Annotated in this window: 21 protein-coding genes; 11 read left to right on the top strand and 10 right to left on the bottom strand. The window is 66.3% G+C overall.

The window, feature by feature from the left end; genetic code table 11:
• Window positions 1-9 precede the first annotated feature (9 nt).
• From QGN31_RS14520 to QGN31_RS14510, 3 genes are read left to right on the top strand one after another with little or no spacing between them, the layout of a single operon-like run.
• A complete protein-coding gene (locus QGN31_RS14520) occupies window positions 10-630 on the top strand; it encodes an RNA polymerase sigma factor (RefSeq protein ID WP_014384657.1) in 621 nt (206 codons plus the stop codon).
• On the top strand, window positions 627-896 hold the full coding sequence (locus QGN31_RS14515; protein WP_008256475.1) for a hypothetical protein: 270 nt from the start codon (window positions 627-629) through the stop codon (window positions 894-896). The genes QGN31_RS14520 and QGN31_RS14515 overlap by 4 nt, the downstream gene beginning before the upstream one ends.
• Window positions 893-1,807 carry a formate/nitrite transporter family protein gene (locus tag QGN31_RS14510; RefSeq protein WP_014382505.1) on the top strand — a complete coding sequence of 305 codons (915 nt, stop codon included), beginning with the start codon at window positions 893-895 and terminating at the stop codon, window positions 1,805-1,807. Before QGN31_RS14515 ends, QGN31_RS14510 begins: the two co-directional genes overlap by 4 nt.
• Window positions 1,808-1,819: 12 nt before the next feature.
• On the opposite strand, the gene QGN31_RS14505 is transcribed toward QGN31_RS14510, so the two are convergent.
• Window positions 1,820-3,127, bottom strand: a complete 1,308-nt coding sequence (locus tag QGN31_RS14505; protein WP_014384658.1) for an acyltransferase family protein — start codon at window positions 3,125-3,127, stop codon at window positions 1,820-1,822.
• Window positions 3,128-3,223: 96 nt separating this feature from the next.
• Between QGN31_RS14505 and QGN31_RS14500 the strand changes: the two genes are divergently transcribed.
• Window positions 3,224-4,195 (top strand): aldo/keto reductase, encoded by a 972-nt coding sequence (locus tag QGN31_RS14500; RefSeq protein ID WP_014384659.1) that lies wholly within the window; start codon window positions 3,224-3,226, stop codon window positions 4,193-4,195.
• Window positions 4,195-5,172 (top strand): NAD-dependent epimerase/dehydratase family protein, encoded by a 978-nt coding sequence (locus tag QGN31_RS14495; RefSeq protein WP_014384660.1) that lies wholly within the window; start codon window positions 4,195-4,197, stop codon window positions 5,170-5,172. The genes QGN31_RS14500 and QGN31_RS14495 overlap by 1 nt, the downstream gene beginning before the upstream one ends.
• Here QGN31_RS14495 and QGN31_RS14490 read toward each other — a convergent pair.
• The 3 genes from QGN31_RS14490 to QGN31_RS14480 form a co-directional block, all read right to left on the bottom strand.
• Window positions 5,169-6,269: an NAD-dependent epimerase/dehydratase family protein gene (locus QGN31_RS14490; protein WP_008256485.1), complete on the bottom strand. Its 1,101-nt coding sequence runs from the start codon at window positions 6,267-6,269 to the stop codon at window positions 5,169-5,171. The genes QGN31_RS14495 and QGN31_RS14490 overlap by 4 nt on opposite strands.
• 6 nt (window positions 6,270-6,275) lie before the next feature.
• Entirely contained in the window at window positions 6,276-6,794 is a 519-nt protein-coding gene (locus QGN31_RS14485; RefSeq protein ID WP_008256487.1) for a nuclear transport factor 2 family protein, read from the bottom strand.
• Window positions 6,795-6,856: 62 nt separating this feature from the next.
• Complete coding sequence (locus tag QGN31_RS14480; RefSeq protein ID WP_014384661.1) at window positions 6,857-7,663, bottom strand: acyl-CoA thioesterase; 807 nt, start codon at window positions 7,661-7,663, stop codon at window positions 6,857-6,859.
• Between the two features lie 125 nt (window positions 7,664-7,788).
• Here QGN31_RS14480 and QGN31_RS14475 point away from each other — a divergent pair, with 125 nt between their 5' ends.
• From QGN31_RS14475 to QGN31_RS14455, 5 genes are all read left to right on the top strand, one after another.
• A complete protein-coding gene (locus tag QGN31_RS14475) occupies window positions 7,789-8,178 on the top strand; it encodes a DUF1801 domain-containing protein (protein ID WP_014941875.1) in 390 nt (129 codons plus the stop codon).
• A gap of 79 nt (window positions 8,179-8,257) precedes the next feature.
• The gene (locus tag QGN31_RS14470) at window positions 8,258-9,505 is read left to right on the top strand and encodes an acyl-CoA dehydrogenase family protein (protein ID WP_014941876.1); all 1,248 of its coding nucleotides are present in this window, start codon (window positions 8,258-8,260) and stop codon (window positions 9,503-9,505) included.
• Window positions 9,502-10,368 (top strand): hypothetical protein, encoded by an 867-nt coding sequence (locus tag QGN31_RS14465; protein ID WP_014941877.1) that lies wholly within the window; start codon window positions 9,502-9,504, stop codon window positions 10,366-10,368. The genes QGN31_RS14470 and QGN31_RS14465 overlap by 4 nt, the downstream gene beginning before the upstream one ends.
• Before the next feature lie 78 nt (window positions 10,369-10,446).
• Window positions 10,447-11,376 (top strand): TIGR03564 family F420-dependent LLM class oxidoreductase, encoded by a 930-nt coding sequence (locus QGN31_RS14460; RefSeq protein WP_008256508.1) that lies wholly within the window; start codon window positions 10,447-10,449, stop codon window positions 11,374-11,376.
• Window positions 11,377-11,454: 78 nt separating this feature from the next.
• Window positions 11,455-12,246, top strand: coding sequence for an SDR family oxidoreductase (locus tag QGN31_RS14455; protein ID WP_014384665.1), 792 nt, complete (start codon window positions 11,455-11,457; stop codon window positions 12,244-12,246).
• A gap of 73 nt (window positions 12,247-12,319) precedes the next feature.
• Here the strand turns inward: QGN31_RS14455 and QGN31_RS14450 are convergent, their stop codons facing one another.
• The 6 genes from QGN31_RS14450 to QGN31_RS14425 all read right to left on the bottom strand — a co-directional run bounded on the left by QGN31_RS14450 (window position 12,320) and on the right by QGN31_RS14425 (window position 19,164).
• Complete coding sequence (locus QGN31_RS14450; protein ID WP_008256513.1) at window positions 12,320-15,223, bottom strand: MMPL/RND family transporter; 2,904 nt, start codon at window positions 15,221-15,223, stop codon at window positions 12,320-12,322.
• The gene (locus QGN31_RS14445) at window positions 15,220-15,654 is read right to left on the bottom strand and encodes an MmpS family transport accessory protein (RefSeq protein ID WP_269147570.1); all 435 of its coding nucleotides are present in this window, start codon (window positions 15,652-15,654) and stop codon (window positions 15,220-15,222) included. Before QGN31_RS14445 ends, QGN31_RS14450 begins: the two co-directional genes overlap by 4 nt.
• A gap of 299 nt (window positions 15,655-15,953) precedes the next feature.
• Entirely contained in the window at window positions 15,954-16,562 is a 609-nt protein-coding gene (locus QGN31_RS14440; protein ID WP_008256516.1) for a TetR family transcriptional regulator, read from the bottom strand.
• Window positions 16,563-16,751: 189 nt separating this feature from the next.
• A complete protein-coding gene (locus QGN31_RS14435; protein WP_008256517.1) occupies window positions 16,752-17,678 on the bottom strand; it encodes an alpha/beta hydrolase in 927 nt (308 codons plus the stop codon).
• Window positions 17,679-17,831: 153 nt separating this feature from the next.
• Window positions 17,832-18,500 carry an enoyl-CoA hydratase-related protein gene (locus tag QGN31_RS14430; protein WP_008256518.1) on the bottom strand — a complete coding sequence of 223 codons (669 nt, stop codon included), beginning with the start codon at window positions 18,498-18,500 and terminating at the stop codon, window positions 17,832-17,834.
• A gap of 34 nt (window positions 18,501-18,534) precedes the next feature.
• Window positions 18,535-19,164, bottom strand: coding sequence for a TetR/AcrR family transcriptional regulator (locus tag QGN31_RS14425; protein WP_008256519.1), 630 nt, complete (start codon window positions 19,162-19,164; stop codon window positions 18,535-18,537).
• A 135-nt stretch (window positions 19,165-19,299) separates the two neighbouring features.
• Here QGN31_RS14425 and QGN31_RS14420 point away from each other — a divergent pair, with 135 nt between their 5' ends.
• Window positions 19,300-20,307, top strand: coding sequence for a CobW family GTP-binding protein (locus QGN31_RS14420; RefSeq protein ID WP_014941879.1), 1,008 nt, complete (start codon window positions 19,300-19,302; stop codon window positions 20,305-20,307).
• The last annotated feature ends 17 nt before the right edge of the window (window positions 20,308-20,324 follow it).

Below are 20,324 nucleotides of genomic sequence, written 5' to 3'. Positions count from 1 at the left end.
CATGGACCGATGGTGACCCCGGTGGCGGTGCCGCCCGAGGGCACCCGATCACAACGGCTGGTCGGCGGGGTTCCGCTGGCCAGCCTGGTGCGCGACTACCACCGCCCCATGGTGAATTTCGCCCGGACCATGGTGGATTCGCCGGCCGTCGCCGAAGAAGCCGTGCAGGAGGCGTGGGTGCAGGTGCTGCAATCGCCGGATTCGTTCCAGGGGCGCTCGTCGGTGAGCACCTGGCTGTTCGGGATTGTCAAGCACACCGCGTCGCGCCACCGGCGCCGGGAATCGCGGATCCGTCATCACGAGATGCTGGCGACCGCGGATGCTGACCCCCTATCGGGCCGCATGCACCCCGACGGCCACCCCGATGCCGGACACTGGCGCGAGCCGCCGTCGCGGCGCTTTCTGCCGGAAGATCACACGGTCCAAAGCGAACTCGTCGGGTACGTCCGTGCGGCGCTGGACGCCTTGCCCGAGCGGCAACGGCAACTGGTCATCCTGCGCGACATCGTCGGCGCCCCCGCCGACGAGGCGGCCGAGCTCCTCGATCTGACCTCCGAGGCGCAGCGGGCGCTGCTGTACCGCGCCCGCGGAAATCTCCGAAACGAACTGGAAAAGCGGTATCAACGATGACCGTTCACGACAACACCGTCCCCGCCATCGATTGCGTCGACTTCGTCCGCCTGGTTGACGACCTCGTCGACTCCGACCCGCGGCAATGGGGACCGATCGTGGCCAAGCACCTCGACGAATGCCCCCCGTGCCTGGTCTACCTGCAACAGATGCTCGACCTCAAGATCCTGCTCAGCCACGTCTTCGACGGCGAGCGCCTCACCGAGGACCACGTCTCTGGAGTCCTCCACGCGATCAACACCTTACGGAAAGGCGAACACGGATGACCATCAACGCTCCAGCGCAGCCGCTGCCGAGCTCGGCAACGGCGGGCACGGTCACCGCGTTGCCCACCGGCGTCGTCACCACTGACCGCGCCCCCGAGGATCCCTTCGAGCCGCTGACGGTGGGAGCGATGGTGGATCGGGTAGCGGCCATGGCAGTGGAAAAAGCCGCGCATCCGTGGGCCTTTTTGATGCGCTCCCTGGTCGGTGGCGTGATGGTGGCGTTCGGGGCACTGCTGGCCCTGGTGGTCAGTACCGGCGTCAAGACGCCCGGGGTGGCGAGCCTGTTGATGGGCCTGGCGTTCGGCATGTCCTTCGTCCTCATCCTGGTGTCGGGCATGTCGCTGATCACCGCGGACATGGCCGCCGGTTTCCTCGCCGTGCTCAAACGCACACTCAGCGTCGGTAACTACGCCCTCCTGGTGACCGTCGGACTCGTCGGAAACATCGCCGGCGCACTGATATTCGTCACCATTTGCGCCGCGGCCGGCGGTCCCTACCTGGGCGCCTTTGCCGAGCGCGCCGCGACCGTCGGCACCCTCAAGGCGGGCCAGCCCTTCTGGACCGCGCTCCTGCTCGCCGTCGTCTGCACGTGGTTCCTGCAGACCTCGATGTGCATGTTCTTCAAGGCCCGCAGCGACGTCGCGAGGATGACGTTCGCGTTCTATGGCCCGTTCGCATTCGTGATCGGCGGCACCCAGCACGTGATTGCCAATGTCGGATTCCTCGGTCTTCCGTTGTTGCTCAACCTCTTCCATCCGACCGCGCCCCGCGGCGCGATCGGCTGGGGGTTCGGCGCGCACGGCTTGCTCACCAACATCGGCATCACCACCGTCGGCAACCTCATCGGGGGTACGGTTTTCGTGGCGCTGCCGTTCTGGATCATCGCGCGGCTGCAGCACCGCCAAATCTGATTGCCGGCGTCGTCATGTAGCGTTCGTGCGCCGGGCCGTGGGGCGCAACGCCGCGAAGAGCGCCCCGGCGGCGAAGACCACCGCGATCACCCACGGAAACCGCCCGTCTGGGGCGAAGCCCTTGGCGGCGACCACGGCCAGGGCGTAGGCGGTCATCGCGGCGCCGGTGAGCATCACGGGCTCGGCCCGGCGCTCGCTGAGCGGGACACCGAGCAGTGGCAGGGGAGCGGCGAAAACCCTTCGCGCCCACCATAACAGCGCGATCTCGGCTGCCGTCACGACGCTGAGGATGGCCACCCATTCCAGCCGGGCCAGCCACCAGGCGGCACTTCCTTCCGGGGGTTGCGGCAAGAGTCCGGCCGGATACCCGACGATCGCCACGATCACGACGGGAATCATGTGCCACAGATAGAGGGCCATGATGTTGTTGTTGGCGATGGACAGAGCCCGCTCGACGCGGGCCGCGCGCAGCGCGCGGTTGAGCATGGGCGCGAGCGCCATGACGATGCCCGTTTGCGCGCCACCAAAGCCCATCAGCGCCACGGTAGGCGGTGTCGTGTTGTCGATGGTCTGGCCGGGAACGCCGATCATGCTGACCGGATAGACTCGCAGCCAGATCAACCCCGCCAGCCCCGCCGCCGAGGCACCGGCCAGCAACCAGGGCCTGCGGCCCGTCAATAGCCCACCGCGCCAGGCGATTCCGAGCTGATACAGGGCTCCCCAGCCCAACAGGTAGTTCAGCCAGTCGAGGTAGTGCACGTGAGTGCTGAGCCTGGCGGCATCGACGACCGCGACCCCCAACACGAGCGCCGCGGGCGCCCGAAGGCCCCAACGGCGGTGTGCGGCAATCCCAACCGGCGTCAGCGACACCACCACCAGATACACCGCCAGGAACCAGAGGTGCATCGCCACCGCCCAGCCGGCGTACTCGAGCACCGAACCCGCGACACCGCACGCGCCCAGCACAACCACCGCCACCGACACCAACGCGGTGTACGCCGCGGTCGGCCCGAGCACCCGGGCCAGCCGGTGTTGTAACCAGGTCTGGCGCGAGACTCCGCCGGTGTCGCGCCGATGCGTCCACGACACCGCGCCGGCGTAACCCGCCACCAAAAAGAACGTCGGAACCGCTTGGAAGGGCCAGGTCAGCCACTGGGTCCAGGGCATGTCGACGAGCGGGTTCTGCCGGCCGAACTGTCCGTCGTGGTAGGTCACCGACCCGGCCAGCCAGTGTCCCAGCACGATCAGCACCACTCCGGATACGCGGTAATAGTCAACCGCCAGATCGCGGGCCGGGCGCGGGCTGATTGCGCCGCCCATCAGATCGGGGGAAGCTCGACGCGGGACACAGCGCCACGGTACCGTCCAGCGCTCAGCGAGGCCTCGCTGAACCACGTCAAGAAGAGGAGAAGGGCCATGAAACAGGCTCAACTCGGTGAGCTGCGGGTCGGGCGCCTGGGACTGGGCGCGATGGGAATGTCGGTCGCCTATGCCGGCGCCGGAAGCGACGACGCCGAATCGATCCGCACCGTCCATCGCGCCATCGACCTGGGTGTCACCCTGATCGACACCGCCGAGGTTTACGGCCCTTACGTCAACGAGGAACTTCTGGCGCGTGCCCTGCGGGGCCGTCGCGATCAGGTGGTGGTGGCAACCAAGTTCGGTCTCATCTCGCATACCGGCCGTGACGGGCTCGACAGCAGCCCCGCCAATATCCGCCTGGCCGTGGACGGTTCGCTGCGGCGGCTGGAAACCGATTACATCGATCTGTACTACCAGCATCGCCTCGACCGACAGACCCCGATCGAAGAAACGATGTCCGCGCTGGCCGAGCTGGTTTCCGAAGGGAAGATCCGGCACATCGGCCTTTCCGAAGTCGGCGTCGACACCATCCGCCGCGCGCACGCGGTGCATCCCGTCACGGCCGTCCAATCGGAGTATTCGCTGTGGACGCGCGACCAAGAACCGGCGATCTTGCCGTTGCTGCGCGAGCTGGGAATCGGTTTCGTCGCCTACTCACCGCTGGGCCGCGGCTTCCTCACCGGTACGGTCCGCTCCACCGAGGAGCTCCCCGACAGCGACTACCGCAAGACCAATCCGCGGTTCTTCGACGAGAACTTCCAGCACAACCTGCGATGCGCGGACGAAGTGCGCGAGATCGGCGCTGACGTCGGCGCCACGGCGGCCCAGGTCGCATTGGCGTGGCTGCTCGCGAAAGGGCCCGACATCGTGCCCATCCCGGGCACCAAACGGGTCACCCGCCTGGAAGAAAACGTCGGGGCCGACGCGCTAGAGCTGACCCCGGACCAACTGGCGCGGCTCGACCGCCTCACCCCACCCGTGGGAGGGCATCACGCGCAGGCGCAAATGGCATGGATAGACCGCTAGTGGCCGACAAGAAGCTGGTGATCGGCGCGAGCGGGTTTCTGGGATCACATGTCACACGGCAACTGGTGGCGGCGGGTGAAGACGTGCGAGTCATGGTGCGCCACACCAGCTCCACCGCGGGCATCGACGATCTCGACGTCGAGCGCTGCTACGGCGACGTGTTCGACGACGCCGCGCTGCGCGCCGCGATGGCGGGCTGCGACGTCGTCTACTACTGCGTCGTCGACGCCAGAATGTGGCTGCGTGATCCGGCGCCGCTGTTCCGCACCAATGTCGAGGGCCTGCGCCATGTTCTGGACGCGGCCCTGGGCGCCGACCTGAAGAGATTCGTATACACCAGCACCACAGGCTCTTTGGCGATCAGCGACGGCAAGCCGGTCACCGAGGAGGACCCGCACAACTGGGATCAGGGCGGCGCCTACATCGAAGCGCGGGTGGCCGGCGAAGACCTGCTGCTGTCGTACGCGCGGGACAAGGGCCTGCCGGGCGTGGCGATGTGCATCTCCACCACCTACGGGCCGGGCGACTGGGCGCCGACCCCGCACGGTGCGCTGCTCGCCCGGGTCGCCAAGGGCCGTTTTCCGTTCTATTTCGACTACTCGTCCGAAGTGGTGGGCATCGAAGACGCCGCCCGGGCAATGCTTCTCGCCGCCGAGCACGCGCGCGACGGCGAACGCTACATCGTGTCCGACAGGTACATGAGCATCCGGGAGCTGCATGAGATCGCCGCCACCGCCGTCGGAAGGCGATCGCCGCGCATCGGCATCCCGATGTCGGTGCTGCGGGCCGGGGCGCGGGTGAACGACGCGGCGGCTTGGCTGCTGGGCCGCGACCTGCCGTTCGCCTACGCGGGAATCCGGATGGCCGAACTGATGTCGCCGCTGGACCACTCCAAGGCCACCCGCGAACTGGGATGGACGCCCGAACCCGTCGAGGACTCGATCCGTAAGGCCGCCGTCTGGTTTGCGTCGCGCTAGTCGACGCTGGCCAATGCCGCCGTGCCGTACTTCTTTTCGATCAATCCCCAGGGGTCGGCGTAGGGGCCGCGCCCTTCCAGCCGGCGCTGCACCACGAAGACGGCGCGCAGAATCGGCCGCAATAGCGGGCCAAGCAGCCGCAGCACGTTGCGCACAGGGCCCTGCGAGTCGGCGAGCCAGGCCACCGTCTGCTGCCAGTCGTGCTCTTGAAACTCGAGCAGCGCCTGCGCTTCGGTGGTGTCGTACCAGCCGGTGAAACTCCAGCCGCGATCGTCGCCCGGGTCGCCGGGCAGGCCGGCCGAGGGGCCGAGCGGGCCCAGCCCCGCCGCGGTCATGAGGTCGTCTTGCAGCCGGTGCTGCAGCATCACATACGTCTCGTTGCCGCCGATGAGCAACACCTTGCCGGAGATGGCCGTTTCGCGGTCGACGCCGTTGGCGAACGCCAGTGCCACGTCGCGCGCATCCACCGCGTGAATGCGGTTATCGCTCGGCATCGACCGCATCAGGACGAGGTAGTCACCGTTGATGCCGGCCTGGGTGTCCGGCGAGATGACACCCGCAAGCCGGTAGAGCGCGTAGGGCAGGCCACTGGCACGGATCGCCGCCTCGGCAAGCACCTTGTCCTGGCCGTATTGATCGATGGGATTCACCGGGGTATCCGGGGTGATCCGCTCGGGCTGGCGGAAGGGATTCCGCGATCCGTACACCGCTGCGCTGGACGCCATGAGGAACAGCGGTGGGCGCGGGAGCGTGGCGCAGGCGGCCAAGAGATTCTCGGTGCCGCCGACATTGACGCGCCGGGCCAATGCGGGGTTGCGATACGACGGCGGGGAGACGATGGCGGCCAGGTGGACGACGGCCCCGGGACGGTGGGCGGCGACCAGATCGCGCACCGCGTCGGCGTCCAATAAATCGGTGTAGGCGGGGATCAGCGTCCCGGATTGGCCCGCGGCGGCCAGTTCTTTCTCGACGGCCACGGTGTTGTCGTTGCGCAGATCCATCGCAACGACGGTGTGCCCCCGGTCGAGCAGGAGCTGCGTGCAGCGCCTACCGACTTGTCCGAATGCGCCCGTGACCAGAACGGTGTCGACAGCCACGCCGCGTCACCGATCCATCAGCCGGCCGGCGATCTTGGCGATCGCCGTGCGGATTCGGGGGGACACGTAAATCGAGAATAACGGGGTCACGATGTCCTCGCGGAGCCGAGTTAGCTTGGAGCTCTTGATAAGCCAGCGACCCGCGACGTTTTCATAGGTTTCGTGGTAATGGCCGTAGCCGACCAAGGTTGCCCCGGGCCCGAACCGAACGACGTCTTGCAGCGCCCATATCCCACGCGCCGTCGTTGCCGACGTGAGCTCGATTTCGGGGGTGTGCACCTGGTGCGCGGTGGCCTGGGTGGGTCGGCCCAGGGCCTGGCGGGTGAAGGCGACGAAGTCGTCGGCGCCGGCGATCACCTTGCCGCCCGCTTCGGAGGTGTCACTGACGAAGTCGTCGGCGAAGATCGTTCGCCAGGCCGCCCAATCCTTGGTGTCCAGGTAGCGGCAGTAGCGCGCTTTGAGCTGCTTGATGGACTCGATCGCCGGCAAGCCGTCGGTGACCAGGTTTTCCGCGCGCTCTGTCATTGCGGCTCGATTCTGCTCGTAAGGGCCCCGGCGTGACGTTTCACTGGCGAAGTGTAAACCTGTCAGCCCTTGAAGTAGACGATCTGATGTGTGGTGGCCAGCAGTCCGCCCGCCCGGGTCCACACCTGCGCGCTCTGATCGAAATAGCCGTTTGCGAAGCGGTTGGCGTGGGCGGTGGCCAGCACGAAGTCGTCTCCGACGGCCTCGAGTTGCTGCTGATCGGCGTGAAAGTACGTGGTCAGTGAGATCGTTCCGGACGGGAGGAAGCCGCCGTGACGCAGGAACACCCGCGGGTAGAAGATGTCGCACAGCGCCGCGAGCGCCGCGTAGTCGACCGGGCGGCGCGCGCGGTCGCGCACCCACAGCGTGGTGGTCGAAGAGGGGCTGGGGTCCCCGCCTTTGCCGGGCATCGCCCCCTCGACGTAGCGCGTGTCGTAGAGGCCGGTCCATCGCACGAGGCCCGGATCGACGGCGGACAACTGCTCCGGGGCGGGCGCGCTCGGCGGGTGCGCTTCCGTGTCGGCCCAGCTCTCGCGCCGGATCGCGAAGATCGCGGTCGCCGTGGTCTTGACCACCCCATCCTGGCTGAGCTCGACAATCCAATGCTGGTTGGTGCGGTTGGTGCGCGCGGCCCGAAGCGCGATGTCGAAGTCGCCGTCGGCGATCGGTGCGGCGAAGTTGACGGTCAGGGCGAGCGGCTCGCCGATGCGGTCGGGCTGCCCTTCGACGGCGGCCAGCATGACGGCGGCCGTGATCCCGCCGAATGGCCCGACCATGTTGGCCCACTCCGCGTGCGTGCGACCGCGTCGGACGTCCGCGCTGACGGTGTCGAGGCGGACGGCTTCGTCGAAGGGATGTGTGTCGGTCATGTTGGTCGACGGCAGACTACTTGCGGTCGAACTCGCCGCTGGACACGGGGTCGTTGCACCCGACCGGCGAATCACCTCCCCTGATACGGTCCGGCGAGCGACAGCCTGAACGAAAGCGAACCGCCATGACCAACTCCAAGCACGAAGCCGCAACCAAATCTCCCGCCGAGTTGATCGATGCCAGGATCGAGGAACTGGGGGATTGGCGCGGCGAGACGCTCGCCCGGATCCGGCAACTGATCAAAGAGGCCGTCCCCGACGTAATTGAAGAGTGGAAGTGGCGTGGCGTTCCGGTGTGGTATCACGACGGGATGATCTGCACTGGCGAGACGTACAAGAACGTCGTGAAGATGACGTTTGCGAAGGGGGCGTCGCTGCAGGATCCCGCGGGTCTGTTCAATTCGAGCCTCGACGGCAACACCAGACGCGCAATCGATTTCCACGAGGGCGACACGATCGACGAGAAGGCGTTGACGGCGCTCATTCGGGCCGCGGTCGACCTGAACAGGTCGTAGGGCGCCACCTGTACAGTGCCGTCGCCGTTGCTGTACAGTCGCCCAGCACAAGGACGACGGTCGAGTGAGAGGCCAGCCGGTGACTTCCGAGTCGGTCGAGGAATTTCGGCGCCGGGCCAGGGCCTGGCTCGCCGCGAACATGCCGCGACTCGATCCGGCCGAGGCGGTGTCGCTTCAGCGCGATCAGCTGCCGGCCTGGCACCGGGCCCGCGAATTGCAGAAGCTCCTGTGGGAGGGCGGATTCGCCGGCATCTGCTTCCCGCGTGAGTATGGCGGCCTGGGGCTGAGCTACGAATACAAGAAGGCCTTCGACGCCGAGTCGCTCGGCTATGAGACGCCGCTTCTGCTCAACGTCCCGTCCTTCGCCATCTGCTGCGCCACGATCCTCGATATGGGCAGCGAGGAGCAAAAGCAAACCCACATCCCGGCCGCGCTGCGCGGCGACGAGGTCCTGGTGCAGCTGCTCTCGGAGCCCAGCGGGGGATCGGACCTGGCGGGCGTCATCACCCGCGCCGAACACCGCGACGGCCGGTGGATCATCAACGGCGCCAAGACCTGGAGCACCTGGGCATTCGCCGCCGATTACGGGCTGTGCCTGGCCCGCACCAACTGGGACGTGCCCAAGCACGACGGTCTCACGATGTTCCTGGTGCCGCTTCGGCATCCCGGCATCACGATCAACCGCGTTGAACAGGTCAACGGGTCGATCGAGTTCTGCGAAGAGTTCTTCGACGACGTCGACGTGGGGGATGACGCCGTTGTCGGCGAGCCGGGCAAGGGCTGGGAGGTTGCGTCGCGCCAGCTCTACCACGAACGCCGCAGCATGGGCGACGGTTCGGAGTACACCAGTGGGCCGGGAATCGCTGAGGCCGAAGATGTTTCGGTCGACCTGCTGGCATTGGTCGACAAGACCGACCAGCACGACAGCGAGCGGGTCCGGGAGATGATCGGTCGGGCCCTGGTTCACCGCACGGTCCACGGCCAGCTCAGCGAGCACGTCTTTCATGCCGTCGCCGGCGGCGTCCTGCCGCCAGCCGCGGGATCGATCATCCGGCTATCCATGGCCGCGGTGCACGACGTGGAAACCGACACCGCCCTTGCCGTGTCCGGGACGTCGGCCGTGGTCGCGGACGACGGCGCACTCCTCGATATCGGGACGCGCTATCTGGGCCGGCAGACCGCCAGCATCGGCGGTGGCACCACCGAGATGGCGCGCAACGTGATCGGCGAGCGGGTGCTGAACTTTCCGCGCGAGCGCGCCGATGACCGAGGCGTGCCGTTCAATCAGGTGCGACACGGCAAAAGTCCGGGAGGAGAACGGAATTGAGCGACCAGCTTCGTGACATCCGAGAGTTGGCGGGGGACGCCGACGCCTACCGCGACGAACTGTACCGACGCTGGACGGGCCTGCTGAGCTACCGCTATATCGGCCGCAAACACTCGTCGATGAATCTCGGCGAGACCGACGACACCGTCACCATCCGCCGCGACATGCGCAACGAGGCGGGCGGAATCATGGTGGCGCCGTTGGCCATTTCCTCCCCGGAGGGCTGCCAGACCGACATGGTCGCCGTGCCCAACCCGGTGATCGCGTCGGTACAGATCGTCGACCCCGGCTACGACGTGACGCGGGTGGAGATCGTCGGGTCGGGCATCGTGCACCAGGGCCGCACCATGGGCTACGGGCGCTGCACGATCGTCGACGCCGATAACCCGCAGCGGGTGATCGCCTTCAACGAGGGGCAGGGAGCGATCATCGGCATCCCGCCCGAAGGCCTGGACAGGATGGATGTTTCGGGCACGGAGCTGGTGATCGAGGACTCACCGGATCTGCCCCCGCTGTGGCGGGCCTTCGGCGCCAGCCGTCGCGGCGACGGCCATTGGGTCCTGCCCGAGCTCAGCACCGAACTCGCGTCACCGGATGCGGCGTTGCACATCGGGCCCCAGCACGTCGTCCTCGAGACCGCCGCAATCGATTTGGCCGCCGAGGTCGCGGGAACCAGAAAGCTGCAGGTCGTGAGCTGGCACGTGATGTTCATGTCGCGCGGCAAGGTGGGTCCATTCCGGGTCGAGGGCACCGCGCATCCTGGCGGGCCCGGGCGCGTCGGCGTGCGCATGCTGCTGCACGACGAAGGCAACGCCGACAAGGCCGTCACCTCGGCTACCGCGGTCTTCGACGTCGTCGGCTGAGCCGGGCTCGGCGACCTCCGCTCGGGTGCGCCCCGGGGAAGGGCGATAACCTTCCCGAAGGCGACGCGAAGGAGCGTGATGGTCATGCAGATCTCCATGTTCGGGCAACTCAGCGGATCGGGCGGTCAATCGCCGATCGACGCGACGATCGCCAACCTCGCTATGCTGCGCGACGAGGGCTTCACGCGGGTGTGGATGAGCCAATTGCCCTATGAGCCAGACCTTCTCACGATTCTGGCCATCGCGCTGCACGAGGTCGACACGATCGAGGTGGCCAGCGGTGTGGTGCCGATCCAGAATCTGCATCCGATGCTCATGGCGCAGCGTGCCCTCACGCTGAGCCTCGCCTCGGGTGGCCGGTTCACGCTCGGGCTCGGCATGACCCATCAGGCGGTGACCGAAGGGATGTGGGGCATCCCGTGGGACAAGCCGGTGCGCAGGCTGAACGAGTACCTTGACGGGTTGTTGCCCCTGCTGGCCGGTGAACCCGCCGCCGCCGCGGGGGAGATTGTGACCACCCGCGGTGCCCTGATGATCACCGGGGCGCCGAAGCCCGACGTGTACATCGCGGCCCTGGGCCCGCAGCTGCTCAAGGTCGCCGGGCGGCGCACGTCGGGCACCTGCACCTGGATGACCGGCCCCAAGACGCTGGCCGAACATGTCGGCCCGACGCTGCGGCGGGCGGCCGCCGATGCCGGCCGGGAGGACGAGGTGCGTGTCGCCGCGTCGTTGCCCGTCAGCGTCACCGACGATGTCGACGCCGTCCGCAAGCAGGCGGCCGAACAGTTCGCCATCTACGGCGAGTTGCCGTCGTACCGTGCGATGCTCGACCGCGAGGGCTACGCGGGGCCGCAGGATGCCGCCATCATCGGCGACGAGGACACCGTGCGCGGCCGGCTCGACGAGCTGCGCGCCGCGGGCGTCGACGAGTATGTTGCGGCGGCATTCGATCCGTCACCGGAGGGCCGGGCCCGCACTCGGGCGCTGCTGCGCGCCTACGACTCCTGACCCGGCGTTTGGCTATGGCCATACATTGCCTCCGGAACGTATGGTGCAGAGACGAACTCAGAGGACAGGAGAAGCGCAGTGGCAGAACGGTTGGCGGGAAAGGTCGCGCTCATCAGCGGCGGCGCCCGGGGGATGGGTGCATCGCACGTGCGGTCGCTGGTCGCCGAGGGAGCCAGGGTGGTGTTCGGTGACATCCTCGACGACGAGGGCAAGGCGGTGGCGGCCGAGGTCGACCCCCATTTCCAAGCGGTCCGCTACCTGCACCTCGACGTGACCAAGCCGCAGGATTGGGACGCGGCGGTGGCGACCGCCCTGGGCGAGTTCGGCCGCATCGACGTGCTGGTCAACAACGCGGGCATCATCAACATCGGCACGCTGGAGGACTACGCGCTCTCGGAGTGGCAGCGCATTCTCGACATCAACCTGACGGGGGTGTTTCTCGGCATCCGCGCCGTGGTGAAGCCGATGAAGGAAGCGGGCCGGGGATCGATCATCAACATCTCCTCGATCGAAGGCATGGCCGGCACCATCGCCTGCCACGGCTACACCGCAACCAAATTCGCGGTGCGCGGGCTGACGAAGTCGGCCGCACTGGAACTGGGGCCCAGCGGAATCCGGGTGAACTCCATTCACCCCGGGCTCATCAAGACCCCGATGACCGATTGGGTCCCCGACGACATCTTCCAAACGGCGCTGGGCCGGGCCGCCCAACCCGTGGAGGTCTCCAACCTCGTGGTCTATCTGGCCAGCGACGAGTCCAGCTACTCCACCGGCTCGGAGTTCGTCGTCGACGGCGGCACCACCGCCGGACTGGGGCACAAGGACTTCGCCAACGTGGAGACCGACGCGCAGCCGGACTGGGTCACGTAGGAGTCATCTGCCGCGAAAGCGCAACTGCCGACGGGATCCCGAGTGGGACCGTCGGCAGGTGCACTCTCGAGCGTCAGGCGTGCGCGGTTACCGATTCGCGTTCTTTGGCGGCGGGTTTGGGCCACGGCGAGGGGACCGGCCGTTGACGCACGTGCTGTGGCCACCAGAACCACTTGCCCAGTAGCGCCGCAATCGATGGTGTCATCAGCGACCGCACGATCAGGGTGTCGAACAGCAGACCCAGCCCGATGGTGGTCCCCACCTGGCCGATGACCGTCAACTCGCTGACGGCCATCGTCATCATCGTGAAGGCGAACACCAGGCCGGCTGAGGTGACCACCGAGCCGGTGCCGCCCATCGAGCGGATGATGCCGGTGTTCAGGCCGGCGTGGATCTCTTCCTTGAACCGCGCGACCAACAGCAGGTTATAGTCGGCGCCCACGGCCAGCAGGATGATCACCGACATCGCGAGCACCATCCAGTGCAGTTCGATGCCGATGAGGTGCTGCCAGATCAGCACCGACAGTCCGAAGGACGCGCCCAGCGACAGCAAAACCGTTCCCACGATGACCGCCGAGGCCACCACACCGCGCGTGATGAGCAGCATGATGATGAAAATCAGGCACAGCGAAGCGATTCCGGCGATCAACAGGTCGTAGGTGTTGCCGTCGCTGAGGTCCTTGTAGATCGACGCGGTGCCGGCGAGGTAGATCTTGGAGCCCTCCAGCGGCGTGCCCTTGAGCGCCTCGTAGGCGGCCTTCTTGATCGCCCCGATGTGCGAAATGCCTTCCTGCGACATCGGATCGCCGTCATGGCTGATGATGAAGCGCACGGCGTGCCCGTCGGGGGAGATGAAGTTCTTCATGCCTTTCTTGAACTCTTTGTTGTTGAAGGTCTCCGGGGGCAGGTAGAACGAGTCGTCGTTCTTGGAGGCGTCGAACGCCTTACCCATGGCGCTGGAGTTCTTCTGCGCCTCTTTCTGCTGATCCTGCAGGCCCTTCTGGGTCGAATACATGGTCAGCATGGTCGTTTTCATCGCCTTCATGTTTTCGATCATGGAAGGCATCAGCGCCACCATCTGGGGCATCAGGGTGTCCAGGTGGTCCATGACCGGCAGCAGACTTTCGATGTCGTCGGTCATGGTGTCGATGCCGTCGAGGCCGTCGAACACCGAGCGCAGCGACCAGCACGCCGGGATGTCATAGCAGTGCTTTTCCCAGTAGAAGTAGCTGCGCATCGGCCGGAAGAAGTCCTCGAAATCGGCCATGTGGTCGCGTAATTCGTTGATGTCGATGGTCATGTCGTGCATCTTCCTGACCATGACGTGCATGTCGTTGGCCATCTGCACGGTGATGCTGGACATCTTTTCCATGCTGTCGATGGTCGTCTGCATCATGTCGGCCTGGTGCAGCATGTCGGCCATCTGATCTTCTTGGTATTTCTGGCTCATCTGCTGGCTGACGCCCTGCATGCTGATCTGGAAGGGAATCGACGTGTGTTCGATCGGCGTGCCCTGCGGGCGGGTGATCGCCTGCACGCGCCCGATGCCCGGGACCCGGAAGACCGTCTTGGCGATCTTGTCGATCACCAAGAAGTCCGCCGAATTCCGCAGATCGTGGTCGCTTTCGATCATCAGCACCTCGGGGTTCATCCGCGCCTGCGAGAAGTGGCGATCCGCGGCCGCATACCCCTCGTTGGCCGGCAGGTCCGTCGGTAGGTAGTTGCGGTCGTTGTAGTTGGTCCGGTACCCGGGCAGGGTCAGCAAGCCCACCAACGCCACGCCGATGGTGAGGACCAGGATCGGGCCGGGCCAGCGCACAACGAGCGCACCCACCTTGCGCCACCCCCGAATGCGTTGCGTGCGCTTGGGTTCCAGTGTCTTACCGAAGCGGATTACCACGGAGATGACCGCGGGACCCAGCGTCAACGCCGCCGCGACGACGACCACCATGCCGATCGCCAGTGGGATACCCAGCGTCTGGAAGTAGGGCAGGTTGGTGAAGTGCAGGCAGAAGGTGGCGCCGGCGATGGTCAAGCCCGACCCGAGCACCACGTGCGCGGTGCCCTTGTACATCGTGTAGTACGCATCTACTCGGGACTCGCCGATAGAGCGGGCTTCCTGATATCGGCCGATCAAGAAGATCGCGTAGTCGGTGGCGGCCGCGATCCCCAAGGTGACCAACAGGTTGGTGGCGAACGTCGAGAGCCCGATGAGCTGGAAATAGCCTAGGAACGCGACCATTCCGCGCGCGGCCGACAGCTCGAGCACCACCATCACCAGCGTGAGCAGCACCGTGATGACGGAGCGATAGACCAACAGCAGCATCGCGATGATGACGGTGAACGTGGCCGCGGTGATGAGCTGCATGCTGCGGTCGCCGGCCTCGTGCTGGTCCGCCGACAACGCCGCGGGACCGGTGACGTAGGCCTTCACCCCTTTGGGTGGGGTCACACTCTTGACGATGTGTTGGACGGATTCCACCGACTCGTTGGCCAAGGCCTCGCCCTGGTTACCGGCGAGGTAGACCTGGACGTAGGCGGCCTTGCCGTCGTTGCTCTGCGCGCCCGCTCCGGTGAGTGGATCGCTCCACATATCCTGTACGTGTTCAACGTGTTTGGTGTCGGCGTCGAGCTTCTTGACGATGTCGTCGTAGTAGGCGTGCGCGTCCGCGCCCAGCGGATTCTGGCCCTCGAGGACGATCATCACCGAGCTGTTGGACTTGTACTCGTTGAACACCGCGCCCATGCGCTTGGTGGCGACGACCGACTGCGCGTCATCCGGTGCCATCGACACCGAGCGCATCTTGCCGACCTCCTCCAGCTGGGGGACGGAGACGTTGAGCACCGCGATGATCGCGATCCAGCCGAGAATGATCGGTACGGCGAACGTCCGGATGAGCCGGGGGATCTTGTCCCGAACGGGTTCGTCGACAACGGGGATGGTGTCGGTGCGGGCGTCGTTGAACGTTGTGCTCATGCGGATTTCACCATGCAGAAGGTCAGGGCGTGTACGCCGTGGGTGAGGTTCTCGTCCTTGACTTCGTCATCGATGGTGATGCGGCAACCGAGGGAGTTGCCGTCGCTTTGTGCCGAGAGGTTCGGGAACACCGAAGGGGCGGTGGTGCTCAGGACCAGCGTCCACGGCAGTGGCGCGCCGTCGATCCGCTTCGGGTCGGCGGACAGATCCAGGTAGTTCACGTTGGCTTGGGCGGCCGAGCCGAAGACCTCGTATTTGACGACCTTGGGCTTGAACGGCTTGGACTCATCGAGTCGCGGGCTGGTCATGACGCCCGTGTCGTGCGCGCCGAAGAACGACTTGACCCGAACGACGGCAAACCCGCCGACCAGCACCACCGCCACGATCAACAGCGGCAGCCAGGCGTTGCGCACAAGTCTCGATATCTGCACCTGGGTGATCCCTTCCTCATCACGCGGACGTGACGCGGATCAGCGTTTGCGCGACTGGAGGTCGTGGACAGGTGAGTGCCCACAGTCGCACCGATCAACAACGAATTGCGTGGATTGCTTGGTTCGTGCGCGCAAGACCGTCAAACGCGGTGAAAGTCGCCCATCCCCACTGCCGACGTCCCCGGCGGCGACACCCGGCTCACCTTGTTGCTGAAGCCTCCCCGGGTAACGCCACCAGCGCATAGTACATGATGTGCATACCTTGCAGTGTATGCAACATTTGCTGCTGGTGTTTCAGGTCACTTCGTGAAGATGCTGTTCACCAGCGCGGCGGCACGCTCAACATAGGGCATCGGCGTGTCGGCGGTTTCACTCGCCTCCCCGCTCGCCCAGCGTTCCAGGCCCGACCGCACCGCCGTCAGCGCCAGCGCGGAAATCAGCGCGGCCATCTCGTCGTCGGGCTGCATCGCCTGGCGGCGGACGATGATGTCCGTCAACTGGTTCTGGAATCGTTCCAGATCGGCGAGGAACGCCGCCAGGACGGCGGGCGAAGTCTTCGCGAGTTCGAGCATGTGAGCTGCGTGTTCGCGCCGAGGGGGGACGTCGCGCAGGTGGTGTGCCGCCAGGGTGATCAGTTCCGCGAGGACGACCGAGTAGGGGGCGGGTCCGGCGGCGACGAAATCCTCGGCCAGCTCGGCGGGTATGTCAGAGGGGCCGTAGGCGAGTGCGGACTCTTTGTTGGGGAAGTAATTGAAGAACGTGCGGGTCGAGACGCCGGCTTCGGCGCAGATTTCGTCGACCGTGACCTTGTCGAATCCCCGTTCCAGCGTGAGCCGTACGGCGGCGTCGCGGATGTCGGCGCTCGTCTGCCGGCGGCGGCGCTCGCGTAGCCCCAGGGGATTGGCCATACTCATATAGTTGCACGTTGTGCACAGTTTGCAGTCAAAAGGTGCCATCTGGCGGTGCGGAGGCGAGGCCGCCCGGCACCGTCCAGGGCGAGCGGCGGCGTTCCGCGTTCTCGCCGCCTCGCACCAGCCCTGTTCTTGCGCAACATCATTCGGCCAGCCGCTGTGGTGCAAGAGGTGGGTTCGGGCCGGTCATCCGCTGGGGGTGAGGGCGCCCCGCAAATAGTCGCATTGGCTTTGGAAGAACTTCGCCGAGATCGCCGCCTTGTCGGCGATCTGGTCGAACGCGTGAAACGCGCCCGGAACGATCTCCTCCTGCACCGGGACGCCCGCCTCGCGCAGGCGTCGCGCGTACTCCAGACTCTCGGAGTAAAAGAGGTCCAGCGTTCCCACGCCGATCCAGGCGGGCGGCAAGCCCGACAAATCCTTGCGGCGAGCCGGTGCCGCCTCTTCGGGATCGGCCCCATTGAGGTACCACTGCCAGGCCAATTGGTTATCGGATTCGGTCCACATGATCCGCCTGGGGCCGTCACGCCGGGCGCCGGTGCGATCGTCGAGCATCGGATACACCAGCATTTGGAAAGCGATTTTGACGTCCTGGCGGTCGTGCGCCCGCTGCGCCACCGCGGCGGCGAAATGCCCGCCGGCGCTGGCGCCGCCGACGGCGACTCGATCCGGGTCCACCCATGGCTGGCGCGCCAGCCAGAGCAGGGCCGCATAACAGTCCTCGACCGGTATCGGGTAGGGGTGTTCGGGGGCTAGCCGGTGTTCGACCGCCGCGATCGCGACGCCGGTGAGCTGAGACAGTTGGCGCAGATACTTGTCGTCCTGGGCGGCGTGGCCCATGATGGTGCCGCCGCCGTGGATCCACAGCAGCGCCGGTGCGTGGTCGGCAAGGCCGGCCGGACGGTGCAGGCGGACGCTGACGTGCTCGTTGACCGCGGCCACCGGCACGGTGCGGATGCGGCCGGCGTTGCCCATCAGGTTCATGATGGCGCGCTGCAGCTTCAGACCGCGGTGCAAGGCGTAACCCCGGGGCAGGAATCGAGCCACTTTGCGAAGACCGGGATCCAAGACATGGGGCGACGTGTAGGCGTTATCGGGAAGGCCGTTTGCCATCGGATGCCTCTGTTCCCTCGCGCCGGCAGACATGCTGACCATACAGGACGCAGGTAATGTCCATGCGTGGGAATTTGAACGAGTTTCAGCGGTATTCGCGCCGTCACGTGTCGGCCCGGCTGCGGACGCATTGGCCAAGCGGCACAGCCCGTTTCAGAGCGCCTCGTCGCTGTCGGTCAGTGCGCGCACGACGTGACCGAACATCGTCTGTTTGATCGCTCCGAGCGTGCCCGGGTCCTTGCCTCCGAATGGGCGAATCTGGTCGACGGCCGTGCCGGTGACCGCGTCCGCCGGACAGGCGACGTCGACGAGGCCGAATTGTGCTGCGTCGGGCCCGGTGAACCGACGGCCCGTAGTCATCGAGGCCACCGCGGCGCGAGGAGTGAGTTTGGACTGGATGAGCGCGGCCATGCCCGGGTTGAACGGAATGCGGATGTCGACCTCGGGAAAACAGAAGTACCCGCGATCGTCGCGCATGGCGCGAAAGTCGTGCGCGATCGCCAGCATTGCTCCGGCACCGAACGCGTGACCGACCACGGCGGCGGCGGTGGGAACGGACAGCGTCAGCACGCGCGCGAGCAGCCGGTGCACCCGATTGATGTACCAGGAGCCCCGGTCGGTGTGGGCGCTCAGCCAGTCCAGATCCAGCCCGTTGGAGTAGAACTTTCCGCCGGCGGTGGTGACCAGCCCCAGGGCGCCGTCCGAGATGACCTGATCGAGCGCGGCCTCAACGTCATCCAAAAATGCTGGGGAGAAACGGTTCTCATCGTCGCCCAGCCGGATGATGGCGATCTTGTCGTCGTAATCCAGTTTTACAGCCATGTGTTCCCCTGACTTCTTTCATGGTTCTCATCGGTCAGCCGCGTCGTTGCCGCGGGGCGGGAGGGCCGATCTCCAGCACGGCGCGCACGGCCGCGCGCAGATGCGCTCGCGCTGTGGCGCTTCCGAGGCGGTCTCGCCGAAGCAGCAACGCGGTGGGCAGGTCGACGACGCAGCTGGTTATCGTGTCCACCGCCGCCGCGTCCTTGCGCTCCCACACCGCGACCGCAAGCCGCACCATCAAATCGACGAGAAGTTTGTCGAGGCGTCGCAATTCGTCGGCAATGTCGTCGGGGACATCGTCGGCGAGTACTTCCTCGCGGCGCACACGCAACAACAGCGTCGATGAGCCGGGATATTGCTCAGTGAAAACCACCGGCGCGTCGGCGGCGGCCACCACCGCTTCGATGGGACCGCCCGGGTCGGTACCGGTCGCGGCGTCGTCGACAAGTGCCGTCTGTACCGCCAGGAAACGCCGGCCAGCCCGCAGCCAAGCCTGGCCCATCAGCCCGCCCCGCGATGTGAACGTGTGGTACACAGCGCCGTTGGAGACACCCACGGCCGCGCCGACCGCCCGGATGGTCACCGCGCTCGGGCCCGACCGCGCCACCAGGTCCTCGACGGCGTCGAGTACGGCGTCGGGATCGTGAAGGCGGGGCCGCGGCATGCAACCACCATAACAGAGCGGATGCTCTATTACGCGCCGGGGCGTGAGTATCTCCTGTGCCGCGGGGCACGATCCGACCGTGATATGGCGCCGGTTAGCATCGGACGTCCGGATGTCGGTGCGGAAGGTAGGGCATTGGCTGCGATACCCGTCATCGCGCTCACCGGTCATCTCGGCGCTGGCAAGACGACGCTGCTCAACCACTTGTTGCGCCATCCCGGCACCCGAATCGGTGTCGTGGTGAATGATTTCGGCGACATCAACATCGACGCTTCTCTGGTGGCCGGTCAGGTCGACGAACCGGCCTCGATCGCCGGCGGATGCATCTGTTGCCTGCCCGATGGCGGTGGGCTCGACGACGCACTCGTCAAACTCGCGGATCCGGCCCGGCGCCTTGATGCCATCGTCGTCGAGGCCAGTGGTCTGGCCGACCCCGTGGCGATCGCGCGGATCATCGGTTTCAGCGAGATACGGGGGGTCCGGCCGGGGGGACTCGTGGATGTCGTCGATGCGGTGAACCATTTCGACACCGTCGACTCCGGGACGCTACCGCCGGTCCGCTATGGTGCGGCGTCGCTGATCGTTGTCAACAAGCTCGACCAAGTGCCTGACAGCGAGAGGTCGGCTGTGGTGCAGCGCGTCACACAGCGTGCGGCGCAACGGAACCCGCACATTCATGTCGTGGGCACATCGGGTGGCCGGATCGACCCGGAGCTGCTCTTCGACGCGTCTGGCACGTCCGGACAGGTTGGCCAGCTCTCGTTCCTGGACTTGGTGCCCGAGCACGAGCATGACCACGTCCATGCTGATGCGGTCACCGTGGCCGTCGCTGGTTGTATCGACCCCGACGCCCTGGTCGATCTTCTCGAACAGCCGCCTCCGCAGGTGTTCAGGATGAAAGGCATTGTGGCTGTGCGGGAGCGCGCGACCGTGCGCGAATACGTGATCAACTTGGTGGGTGGCGCCGTCCACATCGCGAAGGCGCCGTCGGGAGCAATGGCCAATTGCCTCGTGGCGATCGGGATGCATCTCGACATCCCCGCCGTACGCGCGCGGCTCGATGACGCGCTGCAGCCTGTGTCGGGGTCGGCGTCGGCACCGGCGTTGCGGCGGCTGCAACGGTACCGGCGACTCAGCGCGTGAGTGAGGATCCGGCAAGA

It is taken from the genome of Mycobacterium sp. 2-64, assembly GCF_035918375.1.
Lineage (GTDB): Bacteria > Actinomycetota > Actinomycetes > Mycobacteriales > Mycobacteriaceae > Mycobacterium > Mycobacterium intracellulare.
The sequence above is the reverse complement of the archived record's forward strand: the minus strand, read 5'-3'. Positions and strand labels throughout refer to the sequence as shown.

Coding starts and splice junctions, on each gene's coding strand:
- QGN31_RS14440 (WP_008256516.1), bottom strand. CDS start 16,562: ATGGCCAATCCCCTGGGGCTACGCGAGCGCCGCCGCCGGCAGACGAGC.
- QGN31_RS14430 (WP_008256518.1), bottom strand. CDS start 18,500: ATGGCTGTAAAACTGGATTACGACGACAAGATCGCCATCATCCGGCTG.
- QGN31_RS14485 (WP_008256487.1), bottom strand. CDS start 6,794: ATGACAGAGCGCGCGGAAAACCTGGTCACCGACGGCTTGCCGGCGATC.
- QGN31_RS14450 (WP_008256513.1), bottom strand. CDS start 15,223: ATGAGCACAACGTTCAACGACGCCCGCACCGACACCATCCCCGTTGTC.
- QGN31_RS14515 (WP_008256475.1), top strand. CDS start 627: ATGACCGTTCACGACAACACCGTCCCCGCCATCGATTGCGTCGACTTC.
- QGN31_RS14500 (WP_014384659.1), top strand. CDS start 3,224: ATGAAACAGGCTCAACTCGGTGAGCTGCGGGTCGGGCGCCTGGGACTG.
- QGN31_RS14425 (WP_008256519.1), bottom strand. CDS start 19,164: ATGCCGCGGCCCCGCCTTCACGATCCCGACGCCGTACTCGACGCCGTC.
- QGN31_RS14510 (WP_014382505.1), top strand. CDS start 893: ATGACCATCAACGCTCCAGCGCAGCCGCTGCCGAGCTCGGCAACGGCG.
- QGN31_RS14505 (WP_014384658.1), bottom strand. CDS start 3,127: ATGGGCGGCGCAATCAGCCCGCGCCCGGCCCGCGATCTGGCGGTTGAC.
- QGN31_RS14460 (WP_008256508.1), top strand. CDS start 10,447: ATGGTCATGCAGATCTCCATGTTCGGGCAACTCAGCGGATCGGGCGGT.
- QGN31_RS14435 (WP_008256517.1), bottom strand. CDS start 17,678: ATGGCAAACGGCCTTCCCGATAACGCCTACACGTCGCCCCATGTCTTG.
- QGN31_RS14520 (WP_014384657.1), top strand. CDS start 10: ATGGTGACCCCGGTGGCGGTGCCGCCCGAGGGCACCCGATCACAACGG.
- QGN31_RS14480 (WP_014384661.1), bottom strand. CDS start 7,663: ATGACCGACACACATCCCTTCGACGAAGCCGTCCGCCTCGACACCGTC.
- QGN31_RS14475 (WP_014941875.1), top strand. CDS start 7,789: ATGACCAACTCCAAGCACGAAGCCGCAACCAAATCTCCCGCCGAGTTG.